General features: G+C 62.4%; 18 protein-coding genes. 3 read left to right on the forward strand and 15 right to left on the reverse strand.

What is annotated here, in order from left to right:
- Positions 1–10: 10 nt before the first annotated feature.
- Complete coding sequence (locus ACB028_RS04835; RefSeq protein WP_371143651.1) at positions 11–1162, forward strand: type III PLP-dependent enzyme; 1152 nt, start codon at positions 11–13, stop codon at positions 1160–1162.
- A gap of 68 nt (positions 1163–1230) precedes the next feature.
- Here the strand turns inward: ACB028_RS04835 and ACB028_RS04840 are convergent, their stop codons facing one another.
- Together ACB028_RS04840 and ACB028_RS04845 are read right to left on the reverse strand one after the other, a co-directional pair.
- Positions 1231–2199, reverse strand: a complete 969-nt coding sequence (locus ACB028_RS04840; RefSeq protein ID WP_042027804.1) for a calcium/sodium antiporter — start codon at positions 2197–2199, stop codon at positions 1231–1233.
- A gap of 125 nt (positions 2200–2324) precedes the next feature.
- Positions 2325–2798: a peroxiredoxin gene (locus ACB028_RS04845; RefSeq protein WP_338610896.1), complete on the reverse strand. Its 474-nt coding sequence runs from the start codon at positions 2796–2798 to the stop codon at positions 2325–2327.
- Between the two features lie 143 nt (positions 2799–2941).
- Between ACB028_RS04845 and ACB028_RS04850 the strand changes: the two genes are divergently transcribed.
- Positions 2942–3868: a phenylacetate--CoA ligase family protein gene (locus ACB028_RS04850; RefSeq protein WP_371143652.1), complete on the forward strand. Its 927-nt coding sequence runs from the start codon at positions 2942–2944 to the stop codon at positions 3866–3868.
- Between the two features lie 53 nt (positions 3869–3921).
- Here ACB028_RS04850 and yfcD read toward each other — a convergent pair whose 3' ends face one another.
- Positions 3922–4404 (reverse strand): NUDIX hydrolase YfcD, encoded by a 483-nt coding sequence (gene yfcD / locus ACB028_RS04855; RefSeq protein ID WP_260391520.1) that lies wholly within the window; start codon positions 4402–4404, stop codon positions 3922–3924.
- Between the two features lie 206 nt (positions 4405–4610).
- Between yfcD and ACB028_RS04860 the strand changes: the two genes are divergently transcribed.
- On the forward strand, positions 4611–4829 hold the full coding sequence (locus ACB028_RS04860; RefSeq protein WP_042027810.1) for a DUF1107 family protein: 219 nt from the start codon (positions 4611–4613) through the stop codon (positions 4827–4829).
- 54 nt (positions 4830–4883) lie between these two features.
- On the opposite strand, the gene ACB028_RS04865 is transcribed toward ACB028_RS04860, so the two are convergent.
- From ACB028_RS04865 to ACB028_RS04920, 12 genes are all read right to left on the reverse strand, one after another.
- Positions 4884–5198: a DUF2845 domain-containing protein gene (locus tag ACB028_RS04865; RefSeq protein ID WP_371143653.1), complete on the reverse strand. Its 315-nt coding sequence runs from the start codon at positions 5196–5198 to the stop codon at positions 4884–4886.
- A 157-nt stretch (positions 5199–5355) separates the two neighbouring features.
- Complete coding sequence (locus ACB028_RS04870) at positions 5356–5967, reverse strand: FKBP-type peptidyl-prolyl cis-trans isomerase (protein WP_026458368.1); 612 nt, start codon at positions 5965–5967, stop codon at positions 5356–5358.
- Between the two features lie 155 nt (positions 5968–6122).
- Positions 6123–6848, reverse strand: a complete 726-nt coding sequence (locus ACB028_RS04875; RefSeq protein ID WP_223378640.1) for a copper homeostasis protein CutC — start codon at positions 6846–6848, stop codon at positions 6123–6125.
- 41 nt (positions 6849–6889) lie between these two features.
- Positions 6890–7792, reverse strand: a complete 903-nt coding sequence (locus ACB028_RS04880; protein ID WP_371143654.1) for an ROK family protein — start codon at positions 7790–7792, stop codon at positions 6890–6892.
- Positions 7793–7899: 107 nt separating this feature from the next.
- Positions 7900–8406, reverse strand: coding sequence for a GNAT family N-acetyltransferase (locus tag ACB028_RS04885; protein ID WP_042027816.1), 507 nt, complete (start codon positions 8404–8406; stop codon positions 7900–7902).
- A complete protein-coding gene (locus ACB028_RS04890; protein ID WP_026457721.1) occupies positions 8394–9200 on the reverse strand; it encodes a M48 family metallopeptidase in 807 nt (268 codons plus the stop codon). Before ACB028_RS04890 ends, ACB028_RS04885 begins: the two co-directional genes overlap by 13 nt.
- Before the next feature lie 183 nt (positions 9201–9383).
- Positions 9384–10358 carry a PstS family phosphate ABC transporter substrate-binding protein gene (locus ACB028_RS04895; protein ID WP_124238748.1) on the reverse strand — a complete coding sequence of 325 codons (975 nt, stop codon included), beginning with the start codon at positions 10356–10358 and terminating at the stop codon, positions 9384–9386.
- Positions 10359–10606: 248 nt separating this feature from the next.
- The gene (gene phoR, locus ACB028_RS04900; RefSeq protein ID WP_371143655.1) at positions 10607–11902 is read right to left on the reverse strand and encodes a phosphate regulon sensor histidine kinase PhoR; all 1296 of its coding nucleotides are present in this window, start codon (positions 11900–11902) and stop codon (positions 10607–10609) included.
- 9 nt (positions 11903–11911) lie between these two features.
- On the reverse strand, positions 11912–12601 hold the full coding sequence (phoB, locus tag ACB028_RS04905) for a phosphate regulon transcriptional regulator PhoB (protein ID WP_026457670.1): 690 nt from the start codon (positions 12599–12601) through the stop codon (positions 11912–11914).
- A 101-nt stretch (positions 12602–12702) separates the two neighbouring features.
- A complete protein-coding gene (locus ACB028_RS04910) occupies positions 12703–13116 on the reverse strand; it encodes a VOC family protein (RefSeq protein WP_201940851.1) in 414 nt (137 codons plus the stop codon).
- Entirely contained in the window at positions 13113–14435 is a 1323-nt protein-coding gene (locus ACB028_RS04915; protein WP_371143656.1) for a diguanylate cyclase, read from the reverse strand. The genes ACB028_RS04910 and ACB028_RS04915 overlap by 4 nt, the downstream gene beginning before the upstream one ends.
- A gap of 147 nt (positions 14436–14582) precedes the next feature.
- Positions 14583–16280, reverse strand: coding sequence for a sigma-54-dependent Fis family transcriptional regulator (locus ACB028_RS04920; RefSeq protein WP_371143657.1), 1698 nt, complete (start codon positions 16278–16280; stop codon positions 14583–14585).
- Positions 16281–16501 lie beyond the last annotated feature (221 nt).

Genomic DNA, 16501 nt, shown 5'->3' on the forward strand with positions numbered 1-16501 from the left:
TCAAAAGAGAATGAACGAGACCCTGGTCGCACAAGATTACCGTCAGCTGGTTGAACAATTCGGCTCCCCCCTGCTGCTGCTCGATAAGGCAGCCGTCCGCAAACAGTATCGGGCCCTGGCGGCCGCCCTGCCCGATGTGCGCTTGCATTATGCACTCAAGCCCCTGCCCCACGAGGCGGTGGTCTCTGTCTTGAAGGAAGAGGGGGCCTGTTTCGATCTGGCCACCAATGGCGAAGTGGATCTGGTGCGCAGTCAGGGTGTCCGCCCGGGGCGCTGCATTCATACCCACCCCATCAAGCGCGACAGCGACATCCGTTACGCGCTGGAATACGGCTGCACCGTGTTCGTCTATGACAACCCGCTGGAACTGGAGAAGTTCCTGCCCTACAAGGACGAGGTCAAGCTGCTGCTACGGGTGAGCTTCCCCAATCCCGAGACCAAGGTCGATCTTTCCAAGAAGTTCGGTTGTACACCGGAGCAGGCGCTGCCCCTGCTGCAGCTGGCCCAGGCCAAGGGGATCAAGGTGATGGGGCTGTCGTTCCACGTCGGCTCCCAGGTGCCTCACTCCCGTCGCCACGTGCAGGCCATCGACGCCTGTCGCGAGATCATGGAGCAGGCCTGGGAGCTCGGGCTCAAGCCCTGGGTGCTGGATATCGGCGGCGGTTTCCCGGTGGATTACGACGGCGGCGAGTTCGACATCGACGGCTTCTGCGCCCCGATCCGCGAGGCGCTGGCCAAGCTGCCCGCCACGGTGCAGAAGATCGCCGAGCCGGGCCGCTTCATCAGCGCGCCAGCCATGACCTCGGTGGCCAGCGTCATGGGCAAGGCCCACCGCGGCGACAAGATCTGGTACTACCTGGATGATGGTCTCTACGGCAGCTACAACGGCCAGCTCTATGACCACGTCACCTATCCGGTCAGCACTCCTTATGCCCACGGTGAGTTGCACAACGCCGTGCTTTCCGGCCCCACCTGCGACAGCGTGGACGTCATTCGCGACGGCATCATGCTGCCGGATCTGGAGATTGGCGAGCTGGTGGTCGGCCGGGTGATGGGGGCCTACACCTGGGCATCGGCTTCCACCTTCAACTTCTTCCCCAAGGCGAGCATCCTGATCCTGGACAGCGCCCAGCAGGGGCAAAAGCTGGTGGCCGTGGCCTGATAGGCCTTCGCCAAAAACAAAAGGGGGAAGCCGATGCTTCCCCCTTCTTTTTATTGTCTGGCGAATCGTCAGATAAACTGGCTGGTCAGCAACCAGCCGGTGTAACCCACGAAGCAGGAGAGCAACACGCCCCCCTCCAGCCGGTTGATCCGCCCCTGCCCCTTGCGACCCAGGCACATCACCAGCAGCAACAGGGTCAGGCCCATCATCAGGCTCCAGTCGCGGGAAAGCACTTCCGGCGCCACATCCAGCGGATGGATCCCTGCCGCGATCCCGACCACCGCCAGGGTGTTGAACAGGTTGGAGCCCAGCACGTTGCCGAGGGCCAGATCGTGCTCATTCTTGCGAATGGCGATAAGGGAGGAGGCCAGCTCCGGCAGCGAGGTGCCGATGGCGACTATGGTGAGACCAATCACCAGATCGCTGATGCCAAAGCCCTGGGCGATGGTCACCGCGCCCCATACCAGCAGACGGGAGGCACCGATGAGCAGCACCAGCCCCACCACCAGCCAGAACAGAGCCAGCTTGAGGGACATGCCTTCGCTCTCGATGTCCTCTTCGGTCTCCGCATCCAGCGCATCCCCTTTGCCGTTCATGCCGGCCCAGATGGACCAGCCCATCAGCGCCACGAACACGACGCCCAGGATGGCCGCATCGGTGCGGCCCAGATGACCGTCGATGAGCAGGGCACCGGAGAGCAGGGTGATACCGAGCAGGATGGGGATCTCTTTGCGCACCACCTGGGAGGCAACGGCAATCGGGCTGATGAGAGCCGTCAAACCCAGGATCAGGGCAATATTGGTGATATTGGAGCCATAGGCATTGCCGAGCGCCAGCCCGGGGTTGCCCTGGGAGGCGGCCAGGGCCGACACCACCATCTCGGGGGCCGAGGTACCAAAACCGATGATCACCATGCCGATGAGCAGCGGTGGCATGCCGGCATAACGGGCGGTCGCGGCGGCGCCATCGACAAATTTATCCGCACTCCAGACCAGCAGCGCCAGTCCGGCAATCAGGGCAACAAAAGCCAGGGTCATATCGTCTCTATTCCATGGTCTGCAAACACAAAAGCCAGGCACGGGCCTGGCTTCTTCCAGAAGCGGGCCCAGTGTAGCGGGCCGCCTTTCTATTTCAAGGGGAAATCAAACGACGATTGATGATTTCACAGCGCCGCCAACAGGCTCTGGGCATCCGACACCTCGAACTTGCCCGGCTCCTCCACAAAGAGCTGCTCGACCACACCATCGTTGGCGATGAGGGCAAAGCGCTGGGCACGCAGGCCGCCAAAGGCCCCCGTCTCCTTGGCAAGGCCAAGGGCTCGGGTCCAGCTGCCGTCGCCGTCCGCCAGCATGGTGATGGCATCGGCGTTCTGGGCATCCTGCCACGCCTTCATCACGAAGGCATCGTTGACCGACAGACAACAGATGGCGTCCACCCCCTTGGCCTGAAACTGGTCGGCCAGCACCACATAGCCCGGCAGATGGGCGTTGGAGCAGGTGGGGGTGAAGGCACCAGGCACCGCGAACAGCACCACCTTCTTGCCGGCAAACAGGGTCTGGACATCCTGTACCTGCTTGCCCGCGGCTGTGATGAAGGTAAATTCGCCCGAAGGCAAGGGTTGGCCAACTGCAATCATGATCTCTCGTCCCGAGTCGATTGGTGAAGCCCCAGTCTAGCGCAGCCATCCGTCATATCCCATCGCAACGACCCGCTCCCCGGCAGGCATTTTTCCAGCAGGCAGACTAATCTTGAGCAGGTTTCACGGCGCCAGGAGGCCCCATGCAACACTACTACGATGGTCTGGAAATTCGTCCCCCCGCCTTGCGTGCACAACAGCAACTGGACCAGCTTAATCATCAACTTACCCACGTCAGCCAGTATTGCGCCGGTTACTCCAGTGCCTATCGTCAATGCCGTCTCGAGGGTCTGGCCGAACTGGCCACCCTGCCCCTGCTCGACAGCGCCGAACTGTTTGCCGCCCAGCAGGCCCATCCGCCGTTTGCCGGACTCACCGGTCGCCCCGCCAGCCAGGCACTGCGCGCCTTCGCAAGCCCGGGCCAGCTGGCCATTCCCGAATATGCGGGGGCGGACTGGTGGGGGGCCGCGCGCGCCCTGTTTGCCGCCGGCTTCAAGTCCGGCGAGGTGATGCTCAACGGCCACGACTACCACGCCGGCCCTACCGCCTTCATCTTCGACAACGGCGCTCGCCAGCTCGGCGCTCCCGTGGTGCCCTGCGGCCCTCATGACACCCAGCGCCAGCTGGAGGCGCTGCAACGCTACCAGCCTACCGGCTTTGTCGGCCCGCTGGTCACCCTGCTGGATCTGCTGGAAGCTGCCGAGGCGGCCGAGGTGGCCACCGACTCCCTGCACACCGCCCTGTTGTGCGAGGTTACCCACCCCGAGACGGCCCCGCTGCAAGCTATCTATGGCATTCAGGCGTTCAACTGCCTGGTCTGGCAGGACATAGGCGTGGTGGCCTACGAGAGCCAGCCTGGCGAGGGCTTTATCGTCAACGAGAGCTGCCTGGTGGAGATCATCGACCCGGCCAGCGGCCAGCCGGTCAACGCAGGGGAGAGCGGACAGCTGGTGGTGACCCGGCTCGATCTGGAGTATCCACTGCTGCGTCTTGTCACCGACTGGCAGGGGCACTGGCTGGCGGCCCCCAGCCCCTGCGGGCGCACCAACCGGCGGCTCAAGCTGGACTAGGAACGAAAACGGGCAGCCAGTGGCTGCCCGTATTGTTCCGGATGGGATTGCTGTTAGCGCCGAGCCTGCCAGGTGGCGATGGCGAGCAGGGAGTCCGGGGTAAACTCGTCGGCCCGTTCGGCGATCTCGGCCTGACTCATCCAGTGCACCTCGCTCACCTCTTCGGCCTGCAGCTGAAGCGGCCCCTGATAGCGGCAGCTGTAGAGGCCACCCCAGACCCGATACCCCTCCCCCTCGGCATAAAAAGTACCGAAGCCTTGCAGCGGTACATCGTGGATCCCCAGCTCTTCGGCCAGCTCGCGCCGGGCAGAGGGCTCCATCTGTTCGCCCGCGGTCACCACGCCACCGGCGCAGGCATCCAGCATGCCGGGGCAGAAATCCTTGCAGAGGGTGCGGCGCTGCACCAGGATGCGATCTGCCTCGTCGAGCACCAGGATGTAGCTGGCACGATGGCAGAGATTCTCCCGCCGCACCTTGGCCCGCTCGGCCACCCCGATCACCCGGTTCTCTTCATCCACCACATCAACCCATTCCACGTGCAGGCCCTTTTGCTCATTCCATTCGACTGCCCGCAGTATATCGGTGCAAGGGATTGTGATGGCACTACTTTTTCAAATGGTGCCCTTGCTTTGCCCGAAGCGAACACCAAAAAAGGATTCATGCAAAACTCGATGAAATGTCACATGGCTGTCATCAACCGCCCCCATAGTGTGCCCTGTTCAAGCAAGCAGGTAACGTTGTGATGAAGGTTTTCAAGCAGTTATCCCCGCGGCAGATCGCAAGATACATCAAGAGCTTCCACCGGGGCTCCTTTGCCATCGAGTCATGGGGAACATTTGAATTCAGCGCAGGCAGGCTCAGTCTGCACGGGTTGAGCTGCCACCGGCGCCTGAGACTGGCAGGCCAGATCAACCAGGCCCTGCGCCAGCTCAGTCACGCCGAGCCCTTGCCGGAACAGTGAGTCAAGGGGATTTGCCCTCCTGTCCTTAATGCTTCCATGCTGTTTGCCCGCCGGCTACTCGCCGCGCGGGCCGTTTTCGATATCGGTGATGATGCCGTTGCGCACGGTGACGAAGCGCATGAACTCGCTCTTGCCGAAGTTGTAGGTCCAGCGCTCGCCATACTTCACCGGCACCAGATAACCGAACTGGTTCTCCTCATTGCGACTGAGCTCTTCGCGCAGCATGGGCTCCCCGCACTTGAGCAGCATCAGGGCCGTGCTGTCGCCCTCGGTGATCAACGCATTCTTGCAACGCATCGCATCGGCGCTGGCAGGCAGTGTGGCAAGCAGCGCAGCCATGGCCGCCGCCACCTTCATCGTCTTGTTCATGGGACACACCTCAACTGGGGTTCAGTTGCAGTATGACGATTCCCGGCGGCGAAAAAAGCCCCCCATGAGTGCTCGTCGCTGCCTTTTCGTTCACTGGCAAACACGCCCAAAAACAAACGGCGACCCGAGGGTCGCCGCTTGCATCACGCCAGCCGGATCACAGGATGTCCAGCAGCTCCACTTCGAACACCAGTGCGGAGTACGGCGGGATGGAGCCAGCGCCACGGGCACCGTAAGCCAGATCCTGCGGAATGTAGAGCTTCCACTTGGAGCCAACCGGCATCAGCTGCAGGGCTTCAACCCAACCCTTGATCACGCCGGTCACCGGGAACTCGGCCGGCTGGCCGCGAGCGACCGAGCTGTCGAATACGCCACCGTGGGTGAAGGTACCGTGGTAGTGAACACGCACGGACTGACCGGCTACCGGTACGGCGCCGTTGCCTTCGACCAGCACTTCGTACTGCAGACCGGAATCGGTCACGGTCACTTCGGCGCGCTTGGCGTTGTCGGCCAGGAAGGCTTCGCCTTCGGCAGCGGCTGCCTTGGCGACCGCTTCCTGCTCTTCCTGCATGCGGGCGGTGATGACCTGGAAGGCATCATTGATATCGTCACGGCTTACCGCGAATTCCAGACCGTTCAGGGCATCCGCCAGGCCTTGTTGCAGGGCCGGGATATCCAGACCGGCGAAGGCTTGCTGCGCCAGCTGATCACCCATGTTGCGGCCGATGCCATAGCTGGCCTTCTGTTCGATAGAGTCGTATTGGGACATTGAGATGTTGCTCCGGGTCCTGATGTAAAAGAGTCGGGATGATATCAGACTTTTGTGTCAGGTGCTGCCGGCGGCGCCCCTGATTTCCCCGTCCGTGGGAGTGAGTTCACATGCCGCGACAAAAACGCCGCCCACAGGCGGCGTTGATCAGAGGATCAGGGTCGATCCAGCAGGGCCCGCACCGCCGCGACCTTGGAACCATCGGTAATATTGACCCGGCCATCGTCCGAGGTGCCCATGTTGACTCCGTGAGGCACCATGCCGCCACGCCAGCCCATGCCGGACATATGTACCTCGCTCACCCCGGTAAATTCGATGATGGTGCGCACGTTGTCAGCATTGACTCCGGCCCCCGGCATCAGGCTGGCACGGCCCGCCAGCGCCTGCTGCATGGCCTGCAGAGTCTCAAGCCCCGCCAGCGCGGTCGGCGCATGGCCTGAGCTCAGGATGCGCTCACAACCGGCATTGACGATGATTTCCAGATCCGCCCGCCAGTCGGAGGAGAGATCGATGGCGCGGTGGAAGGTGACGCCAAGGGGGCCTGCCGCTTCCACCAGTTGCTTGAGCCTGACGGCGGGCACTCGCCCCTCTTCATCCAGCAGACCGACGACGACCCCCTGCAAACCGGCCGAACGCGCCGCGGCGATATCCTGCAACATCATCTCGAACTCGCCATCGCTGAAACAGAAGTCGCCGGCACGGGGACGGATCATGGCATAGACGGGCACGGTGGCATGGCGCGCCGCCAACTGCATGAAGCCGTGGGAGGGGGTCAGGCCACCCAGCCCCAGGGCGGAGCAGAGTTCGATACGATCCGCCCCCGCCTGCTGGGCGGTAAACAGGGATTCCAGGTTGTCGATGCAGATTTCAAGACGGGTCATGACGACTCCTTTATCGGGGAGATCAGACCCCACATCCGATCTCAAAGGTTGAGCAAGGCTGCACCACGCACGCCACCGGCACCGCCGAAGCGGGCCTGGCGGATCTCGGGCAGGGCGACCCCGGGCAATAGATGGCCGGGCAGGCGCAGCGGCAATTGTTCGTAGAGAGCGGGCAGGCCGCTCAGGCCCCCGCCCAGCACCACTACCTCGGGATCGATCACCGAGATGGCGGTAGCCAGGCCGGCGGCCATGATCTCCAGCCAGCAATCGATCGTGGCCACCGCATGGGGCTCATGGGCCTCGAAACGAGCCACAATCTGGCGCCCCGTGGCACGCTGACCGTGAAAATGGTGATAGAGCCGCTCCAGCCCGGTACCGGAGGCGTAGGTCTCGAAACAGACCAGACGACCACAGCCACAGCGGGGACGGGGCAGCTCGGGGTATTTCATCAGGATGGTGGCCGGCAGCGGGTAGTGGCCTATCTCGCCGGCCAGCCAGTTGCGTCCCTGGATGAGGGTGCCTGCGAGGTAGACGGCGCCGCCGATACCGGTGCCGATAGTGACCCCAAGGGCACTGCCGGCGCCATCCGCCGCTCCCTTGTGCACCTCCGACCAGAGGAAGCAGTTGGCATCGTTGTCCACCTTGACCGGGCGATCCAGCCGTTCCACCAGATCGGCCCCCAGATGGCGACCATTGATGGCGGGCAGGTTGGCCGCCACTATGCTGTGGTCGTGACGATTGAGGATGCCGGGAAAGCCGATGCCGACCGCCCCCCTGGCACCGAAGCGGGCGTCTGCCTGCTCGACCCGCTCGCGGATCAGCTGCTGCAACGCCTCGTAATCATTGCCCGGTGTGGCCACCTGCTCCTCATGACAGAGATTCAAGGCCCCGTCATACACCGCAAAGGCAATCTTGGTACCACCGATATCAAAGCCGTAATACATGCCCGCACTCCCTTGTCTGTTAGCTGTCATCCGGATCAGTTCTGGGGGGACATTGTATTAATTCGCAAAAAAAATAAAGTGACACGGGGCGTAAAACCAAAGCGGGATCAAAGCAGACGGAACATTTGCCGCTGCAGACAGGGTTGGCCAAGGCTGGTCAGGGTCCGCTGTTTGCCGTCGAACACGAAGCCGCGGCGCAGGTAAAACCCCTCGCCGATCCGGTTGCCATCGAGCAGCCACAATCTGACGCACTCGCAGCCGCTGCGCCGCATCTGCATCGCCACCGCCTGCCACAGTCGCTTGCCATACCCATGGCGCCAGTGATCCGGGTGCAGATAAAGCGCCCGGATCCTGGCGGTGGCTAGGCCCTCCTCCTGCTCCTGCTGCCAGTAAAGAAGGCCTATCACCACCTCATCCAGGCAGAGTAGCATGGGGCGTGGACCTGGTTCGGCGAGCCGGCCTTGCCAGATCTGCAGATGCTCGGTCACGTCCAGTTGGGCCAGCATGTCCTGGCCCAGCACCTGGCTATAGGCGGCGAGCCAGCTGGCCCGCTGCATCACCGTCATGGCGGCGGCGTCATCGGGCCGCGCCATGCGCAGGCTTATGCCTTGCATTGGGGCACCAGGCCGTTGGCACGTGCCTGCTGATAGAGAGGCTGCACCTCGGCTTGCTGCGCCTGCAGCTCGGCAATGCGGCTCTCGTTGCTGGGGTGAGTGGAGAGCAGCTGGGGCGGATTCTTGCCGCCGGAGGCCGCGCTCATGTTTTGCCACAGGGGAATAGCGGCGGCGGGATCAAAACCGGCGCGGGCCATCAGATCCAGCCCCAGACGGTCTGCCTCACTCTCCTGCTCGCGACCATAGGGCAGCAGTACCCCGACTTCCATGCCAAGGCCAAGGGCCGCCATGGTGGCGCCGCGATATTCGCTGGTGCCCATGGCAATGTCCGCCACCGACAGACCGATATCTGCCAGCTGGCTGCGGGAGAGACGCTCGTTGGAGTGCTGGGCCAGCACGTGGGTCAGCTCGTGGCCGATGACGGTGGCCAGCTGATCCTGATTCTTGGCTACCTTGAGCAGGCCGCTGTAGACCCCGATCTTGCCACCGGGCAGGGCGAAGGCGTTGACCTGCTTGGAGTCAAACACCACCACTTCCCAGTTGCTGATGCCGTAGCTGGCGGGCACCTGGGCGGTCACCGCCCTGGCGACACAGGAGACATAAGCGTTGAGCCTCGCATCCGTGCTCACCTTCTCCTGCTTCTTCATCTGCTCGAAGGAGTCTGCTCCCAGCTGGCTCATCTGCTGGGGGGAGTAGAGCAACATCTGGCTGCGACCGGTCGGTGACTGGGCACAACCAAGCAGCAGAGACGTGCACAGGGCTGCCAGGCCAAACTTGTAAAACGGGGCGGTCATGAAAGACTCCTTAACCATAACGTTGCCCTATTTTCGGAAATGCCGACTCGGGACGCAAGGGAGTGCATTTTTCAATGGCCGAAAAATGGCCGAGAAGATCCTGCCCGACTTGCCAAAACGGCGTCCCATAAACAAAACGAGCCCGCAGGGGGCTCGTTTTTGCGTCACGGGCTGGCAGCAGTGTTACATGATGTCCAGCTTCTTCAGGTCGGCCATGGCGACCTTGGCCGGTACCGGCACATAACCGTCCTTGGCGACGATGCTCTGGCCCGCCTTGGACAACATCATCTTCACGAACTCCTGCTCCATCGGGGAGAGGGGCTTGTTCGGGTGCTTGTTCACGTAAACGTAGAGGAAGCGGGAGAGCGGATACTTGCCGGTGATGGCGTTATCAGAGTTCGCCTCGACGAAAGTCTTGCCATCCTTGGAGAGCGGTACGGCGCGCACCCCGGAGGTCACATAACCGATGCCCGAGTAGCCGATGCCGTTCAGGGAGGCGGAGACGGACTGCACCACGGAGGCAGAACCCGGCTGCTCGTTCACGCCGCTCTTGAAGTCGCCGTTGCACAGGGCGTGCTCTTTGAAGTAGCCGTAAGTACCGGAGACGGAGTTGCGGCCGAACAGCTGCAGATCCTTGCTGGACCAGTTGCCCTCCAGACCCAGATCAGACCACTTGGTGGCAGCCTTGGCTTCGCCGCACTTGAGGGTGCTGGAGAAGACGGAGTCAACCTGCTGCATGGTCAGCCCCTTGATGGGGTTGTCCTTGTTGACGAACACCGCCAGGGCATCGACAGCCACGCGGATGGCGGTCGGCTTGTAACCGTAACGCTTCTCGAACGCCTCGATCTCGCCCGCCTTCATGGCGCGGCTCATCGGGCCAAACTGGGCAACCCCTTCGGTCAGGGCGGTCGGCGCGGTGGAAGAACCGGCGGCCTGGATCTGCACGTTGACGTTGGGATAGACACGCTTAAATTCTTCGGCCCACAGGGTCATCATGTTGGCCAGGGTGTCCGAGCCGACGGAAGACAGGTTGCCGGAGATGCCGCTGGTCGGGGCGTACTCTGGCAGATCCTTATCGACACCATAGGCCAGGGTGCTGGCAGAAAACAGGGTTGCAGCGGTGAATCCGATAACACCAGCCAGTTTGTTGAGTTTCATCCAATCTCTCCAAGTCCAAGGTTGCAGAAGGCAATCGTCAGTATGACGTTGATACATGGTTCAAACCCGATCACCCTCTCCAAAGTTACAGAAGGTCCGTTCTTGAAACGGCGCCAGTATCTGACCTGGCAGTGACAAATTTATGGATTTAATGTGACACTTTAATGACATGGGCAAGGATTTGCACAAATGCAGGAAGGGCTGCGAATGCAGCCCTTCCTTCGTATCTAACTCATTGTCTAAAAAGATTATTTAATCACCACCATGCGCGCCGGAATGAGGAAGCTGAAGCGGCTGCCAAGGCCGATCCGGCTCTCGATGTCGAGGTGACAGTCGTGATGACTGAGGGCATGCTTGACGATGGCAAGGCCGAGCCCCGAGCCACCGGTATGGCGCGAGCGGGCCTTGTCGACCCGATAGAAACGCTCGGTGAGGCGCGCCAGGTGCTCGGGAGCAATCCCCTCCCCCTCATCCTTGACCGCAAACAGTGCCATGGTGCCCTGGGCACGCCACTCTACCGTGATTTTGCGCCCCGCCGGGGTGTAGTGGATGGCGTTGTAGACCAGGTTGGACACCGCGCTGCGCAACTGCTCCTGATCACCGCGCACGAACAGGTTTGACTGCACGTTGAACTCGATCTGGTGTCCCCGTTCGCCGGAGAGCGCCCTGGCCTCCAGCTCCAGCAGCCCCAGCATGGCGGGCATGTCCACCAGATGGGAGAGATCCACCGACGGCGCCGCCTCGATGCGCGACAGGGTGAGCAGCTGGTTGACCAGGTTGTCCATGCGGATGGTCTGCTCCATCATCACCCTGTGTGCCTTGGCCCACACCGCGGGGGGCGGCGGCTCCTCAGTCATCTCCAGATAGCCCTTGAGCACGGTGAGCGGAGTGCGCAGCTCGTGGGAGACGTTGGAGATGAAGTGCTTGCGGGTCTTCTCCAGATGGCGCAGCCGGGTCACGTCCCGCACCACCAGCATGGCCTGATCCTCGGCGTAGGGCATGATGCGAAACTCGAGAAACTTCTCCTCGTTGACCGGGGAGTTCATCTCGAGGGGCTCGTCATACTCCCCCTTGCCGAGGTAGGCGCCGAAAGCCGGATTGCGAATGAGGTTGCCCACATGTTGGCCCGAGTCCTCTGGCCAGCGAAACCCCAGCAGCTGTTCGGCCAACCGGTTGCACCAGAGAATGCTGCCGTCGGTGCGGATCACCACGGCCGCATCGGGCAGCGCCTCGGCCCCTTCGCGAAAGCGGCGGATGAGGCCCGCCAGCTCGCGCCGTCTGGCCCGGTGGCGCTGCTGCAACTTGTAGATACCGTTGAAGATATGCTCCCAGCTGCCACTGCCATGGGGGGGAACCAGGCTGCGATCGTGCCACAGCCAGTCCGACAAGCGTTTCTGGAAACGGTAGTGCCAGCCGAGATGGAGCAGGGCAGCCACCAGCAGGCAGAGGGCAAGATGATCAATCAACCAGCCGACCAACACGAACGGCGAATAGAAGAATACCATTCGCCACAACTGTCGCCGCCAGGCGTAAGGTTGCAACATAATTGCCTCTTAGAGACGGGTTGAGAAACGGTATCCGGCTCCACGTACCGTCTGGATCAGTCTGTCGTGTCCAGTCTCTTCGATCGCTTTGCGCAGGCGACGAATGTGCACGTCCACGGTTCTGTCCTCGACATACACATTGGTCCCCCAGACATTGTTCAGCAGTTGCTCGCGGCTGTAGACCCGCTCGGGATGGGTCATGAAGAAGTGCAGCAGTTTGAACTCGGTCGGCCCCATGTCCAGCGCCTTCTCCTCGGCACTGACCCGATGAGAGACAGGATCCAGCTTGAGCCCCTGCACCTCGATCACCTCGTCCACAGAGGTGGGAGAGACCCGGCGCATCACCGCATGCAGGCGAGCAGTCAGCTCCTTGGGAGAGAACGGCTTGGTGATGTAGTCATCGGCCCCCGCCTCGAGACCGCGGACCTTGTCCTCTTCCTCGCCACGAGCGGTGAGCATCACCACCGGGATCTGGCGGGTCACTTCATCCTGCTTGAGCTGCTTGATGAACTGGATACCGCTGCCACCGGGCATCATCCAGTCCAGCACGATGAGTTCGGGGTAGGGTTCACGCACCTTCGCCAGTCCATCGGCAAAATCTTCCGCCTCAATCGTCTCGTATCCCTTCTGCTCCAGCACGAAACAGAGCATTTCGCGGATCGGTGCCTCGTCCTCAACCACCAGAATTCGCTTAGCCATTCCCTTCTCTCTCCTCTGTGAAGATGGGTGCGCCAATTATTAGAATTTTCTGTGACACTTTTATGACTCGATGACAGGGCGGATGATAAACGTTTTCAGATTCAGTTGGCAGCCGTGCGTTGCAGCAGATCCCAGCGGTTGCCACTGATGTCCTCAAATACCACCACAGTGCCGTAAGGTTCGCTGCGCGGCTGCTCGCAAAAATGCACGCCATAGGCCAGCATCCGCTCGTAATCCCGCCAAAAGTCATCAGTCTCGAGAAACAGAAAGACCCGCCCGCCGCCCTGGCGGCCGATGGCGGCCTGCTGCTCCGGGGTAGCCGCGCGGGCCAGCAACAGGGCCGAGCCCTGCCCGCCCGCCGGGGCGACCCGCACCCAGCGCTTGCCCGGTTTGCCCGGCTCGTCAAGCTGTGTGTCTTCCAGCAGCGTAAAGCCAAGCCCCCGGGTGAAAAAGGCGATGGCCTCGTCGTAGTCGGCCACCAGCAGGGTCAGTGCACCGATTGTTTGTCCCGTCATGTTGTTTCCCTTGTCGTCAGTATGGAGGGAGAGGCTGGCGAGCTTGTCTCCACCCGGTTGCGGCCCCGTTGCTTGGCCTGATAGAGGGCGGCATCTGCCCGCCGGATCACCTGCTCCAGCGGATCGCCGGCGCGCTCGGCCACCCCGAACGAGACGGTCACCCTGAGCGCTTCGGGCCAGTGGGGATCCGCCGCCAGCATCAGGCGCAGCCGCTCGGCCAGTGCGCAAGCCTGCTCCTGATCGTAGTGAAGGCAGATCAGCACGAACTCCTCCCCGCCCCAGCGCACCAGGTGGCAGAAAGTATCACAGTGGCGCAGGATCTGGCTGACCAGATGCTTGAGCACCTCGTCCCCCACCGGGTGGCCATGGCCATCGTTGATCTGCTTGAAGTGATCCACATCCAGATAGATGAGGGAAAAAGCACGCTCACCCAACCCCTCCAGCAACTCTTCTCCGCCCAGCCGGTTGAAGGCGCCGGTCAGGGGATCATGAGTAGCCTCCTCGCGGGAGCGGCGACTCTCCTCACAGAGGGTGCGATTGTGTTCCTCCGCCGCCAGTCTGGCCTGATGGGCATGCTGCAGGCGCTGTTTCATATGCAGATGGTTGGCCACCAGTATGATGCAACCATAGATAAACCAGACCGCCAGGATCAGGCGATAGAAGAGGCTGGCATCGAGCCAGGGGCCATGAAAATGCAACTCCTCGATAATGGCCCCGTGTGTGCCTGGCTGCATATCGTAACCGGCGGCGAGCTCGATGGCATAGACCCGGTGCAAGTCAGGCCCTTGCTGTTGCAGCGGCACATTGTATTGCTTGATCCACCAGGTTGCCGGTGCGAACACGTCGAGGGGCACCTTGTGGAGCCTGCCGTAATCCGCCGGACGAAAGATGATCTCGTTGAACTTGGGGGCAAGGGGATCCCCGGGCAGATCGCTGGCCGGATCATGGTTACGCAGATAGAGACGCCAATCCTGACCTCCTTCGCCAGTCACGCTCAGGCGCACATGCAGGGTGTCAAAGCGGGCGAGATCGATCCCCTCATCGGGGAGCGTCAGGGTCAAGGTCAGTCTGCAGCCCGGCACTATGTGCTGGCGGGCGGGCAAAATGCATTGCACGCCAGGTTTGCCTTCCGGCGACGAGAGATAGCGCGCCTGCTCCGGCGTCACATCCGCCGCCCGCTGCACGGTGACGATAACGGGCCACTCCTGCAGATCCAGTACCCGCTCCGGGCCGAATTCAAACAGCAGGATGATGGCAAGGGTCAGCCCCAGCAGGGCGCGAAAAGAGCGGTCGACAAGACGAATGTAGGAAGAGGTCATGCTTAGCCTGGCATCACGATTGACGCACCTGCCCAACGGGGCAGGGTCGCACTGAATCCACTCATGGTTCAGCGCCGTTCTGGTCCGACATGATACAAAGGATGGCGGGAACAAGCATGCAATTAATGGAAAATACTTAAAATTCCATCAGTTACATGCTTTCAATGCCCGATATAGGGTGGTGCGGCTGATGCCGAGCCGGCGCGCCGCCTCGCTCACGTTGCCACCACAATCCGCCAGGGTCTGCTGTACCTGATGCCGGCTCTGCTCGCGCAGACTGGTGATACCCGCAGTCACTGAAGTGGATGGCGGAACAGGCACCAGCGCGGGCGCAGGGACGACCGCTGGCAGATGCAGGTGGGAGGCTTCAACCCACTCTTGTCCCTCCGCCAGCACGCAAGCTACTTCGAGTGCCTGTTTGAGCTGGCGTACATTTCCGGGCAAGGGATGAGCCAGCAGTTGCTGCTCCGCCTCCCGGGTCAGCTGCAGCGCCGGATCCATCTCGGTCAGCAACCGCAGGATCAGTGCCCGCCGCTCGTGGGCCGGCCAATCCCGCAGCGGCGCCAGCTGCTGGCGCCAGCCGCAGATGCGGTAATAGAGATCTTCGCGAAAGCTGCCGGCCGCCACCATGGCCGCCAGATCCCGGTGGCTGGCGCTGACCAGCCAGAAATCCACCGGCTCGGGGCGAGTGCTGCCGACCGGGGTGACGGCTCGCTCTTGCAATACCCGCAGCAGCCGGGTCTGGGCCGACAGCGGCAGCTCGCCGATCTCGTCCAGCATCAGGATGCCGCCGTGGGCGGCGCGCAGATAGCCCTGGCTGCCCTGGCTGCGGGCACCGCTAAAGGCCCCGCCCACATAGCCGAACAGCTCTGCCTCCACCAGATCCGCCGGCAGGGCGCCGCAGTTGACGCACACCAGGGGTTTATCCTGGCGGCTCGACTGACGATGCAGCGCTCGCACCAGATGCTCCTTGCCACTGCCGGTCTCCCCTTCGATAAGCAGAGAGATGCCGCGCTCCAGCATCTTAAGCGGTACCTGTGAAGGTTCTGGCAAGGATTCCCGCCCGCTCCCCAATGGCGGAAGCGGCGAGGGCCTTTCGACCGGCTCGGGCACCAGCCGCAGGCCGCGTCCCTCGCGCAGCAGTTGCTTGCCATCGAAGGAGTGTTGGCCAAGCCAGAGCCGGCCGGCCCGGTTGGCACCGAGCAGCTCGCCCCCCTCCCCCAGCAGCAGGCGGGCGGACCAAAGACTCTGGGGCTCGAGATCCACCAGCCAGCCCGGCTGGCGCGCCAGCAGCGCGTTTTCCAGGGTCATGGCCAACAGCCGCACCGTGCCCAACATATCGCCGCCGTGGTGGGCCGCCTCGGTGGAGATATCGAGCACCCCGAGCAGTCTGCCGTCGGGCCCGAGCAGCGGGCAGGCGCTACAGCTGAGAAAACTGTGCTGGGCGAAAAAGTGTTGGGCCCCGAGCACCTGTACCTCGCTCTGTTCGGCGAGCGCCGTGCCGATGGCGTTGGTGCCCTTGCTCCCCTCCCCCCAGCGGGCGCCGCTGCGCAGAAAAATACGCTCGGCATGGCGGGCGAAGCCGTCGTCACCGCTGGCGGCCAGAATCGCCCCTTCTGCGTCGCACAGCAACAGGCGGCAGGGTCGCCCCGCCAGCAGCTGGCCAAACAGCGGCAGCACGAAACGCTCAAAGCAGGCGATCAGCTCCCTGTGCCCTTCCAATCTCGCCGTGAGCTCTCCTCTTGGCAACAGATCCAGCTCGGCGCTCTGCTGGCGGCTCAGCCCCTGATGCAGGCAGCGCTGCCAGGAGCGCTGGATAGGGCCGGATTGGGGAAATTCGCTCATCACACCTCCTGTTCACAAATGGCACGACTGTCACGACTACTGTCCAGAAATGGCACAGTTTCATGGTCACAGCCGGGGTCACTGGTTAACCAAGATACGCTGCCACATCCCGTTTGATAACGTTTTTGTAACTTTTGAAGCGCTGGTCAGACCCTCTGGCACGCCCCTTGCGATACACAGCAGCAACCGGGCTGCTCGCTAGCCCGGTCAGGACCACACAC

It is taken from the genome of Aeromonas sp. S9(2024) (assembly GCF_041403185.1).
GTDB classification, from domain to species: Bacteria; Pseudomonadota; Gammaproteobacteria; order Enterobacterales; family Aeromonadaceae; genus Aeromonas; species Aeromonas enteropelogenes.

Bases quoted from the DNA above. Each gene is read 5' to 3' on its own strand.
- ACB028_RS04835 (WP_371143651.1), top strand. From the start codon at position 11: ATGAACGAGACCCTGGTCGCACAAGATTACCGTCAGCTGGTTGAACAA.
- ACB028_RS04840 (WP_042027804.1), bottom strand. From the start codon at position 2,199: ATGACCCTGGCTTTTGTTGCCCTGATTGCCGGACTGGCGCTGCTGGTC.
- ACB028_RS04845 (WP_338610896.1), bottom strand. From the start codon at position 2,798: ATGATTGCAGTTGGCCAACCCTTGCCTTCGGGCGAATTTACCTTCATC.
- ACB028_RS04850 (WP_371143652.1), top strand. From the start codon at position 2,942: ATGCAACACTACTACGATGGTCTGGAAATTCGTCCCCCCGCCTTGCGT.
- ACB028_RS04860 (WP_042027810.1), top strand. From the start codon at position 4,611: ATGAAGGTTTTCAAGCAGTTATCCCCGCGGCAGATCGCAAGATACATC.
- ACB028_RS04865 (WP_371143653.1), bottom strand. From the start codon at position 5,198: ATGAACAAGACGATGAAGGTGGCGGCGGCCATGGCTGCGCTGCTTGCC.
- ACB028_RS04870 (WP_026458368.1), bottom strand. From the start codon at position 5,967: ATGTCCCAATACGACTCTATCGAACAGAAGGCCAGCTATGGCATCGGC.
- ACB028_RS04875 (WP_223378640.1), bottom strand. From the start codon at position 6,848: ATGACCCGTCTTGAAATCTGCATCGACAACCTGGAATCCCTGTTTACC.
- ACB028_RS04880 (WP_371143654.1), bottom strand. From the start codon at position 7,792: ATGTATTACGGCTTTGATATCGGTGGTACCAAGATTGCCTTTGCGGTG.
- ACB028_RS04885 (WP_042027816.1), bottom strand. From the start codon at position 8,406: ATGCAAGGCATAAGCCTGCGCATGGCGCGGCCCGATGACGCCGCCGCC.
- ACB028_RS04890 (WP_026457721.1), bottom strand. From the start codon at position 9,200: ATGACCGCCCCGTTTTACAAGTTTGGCCTGGCAGCCCTGTGCACGTCT.
- ACB028_RS04895 (WP_124238748.1), bottom strand. From the start codon at position 10,358: ATGAAACTCAACAAACTGGCTGGTGTTATCGGATTCACCGCTGCAACC.
- phoR (WP_371143655.1), bottom strand. From the start codon at position 11,902: ATGTTGCAACCTTACGCCTGGCGGCGACAGTTGTGGCGAATGGTATTC.
- phoB (WP_026457670.1), bottom strand. From the start codon at position 12,601: ATGGCTAAGCGAATTCTGGTGGTTGAGGACGAGGCACCGATCCGCGAA.
- ACB028_RS04910 (WP_201940851.1), bottom strand. From the start codon at position 13,116: ATGACGGGACAAACAATCGGTGCACTGACCCTGCTGGTGGCCGACTAC.
- ACB028_RS04915 (WP_371143656.1), bottom strand. From the start codon at position 14,435: ATGACCTCTTCCTACATTCGTCTTGTCGACCGCTCTTTTCGCGCCCTG.
- ACB028_RS04920 (WP_371143657.1), bottom strand. From the start codon at position 16,280: ATGAGCGAATTTCCCCAATCCGGCCCTATCCAGCGCTCCTGGCAGCGC.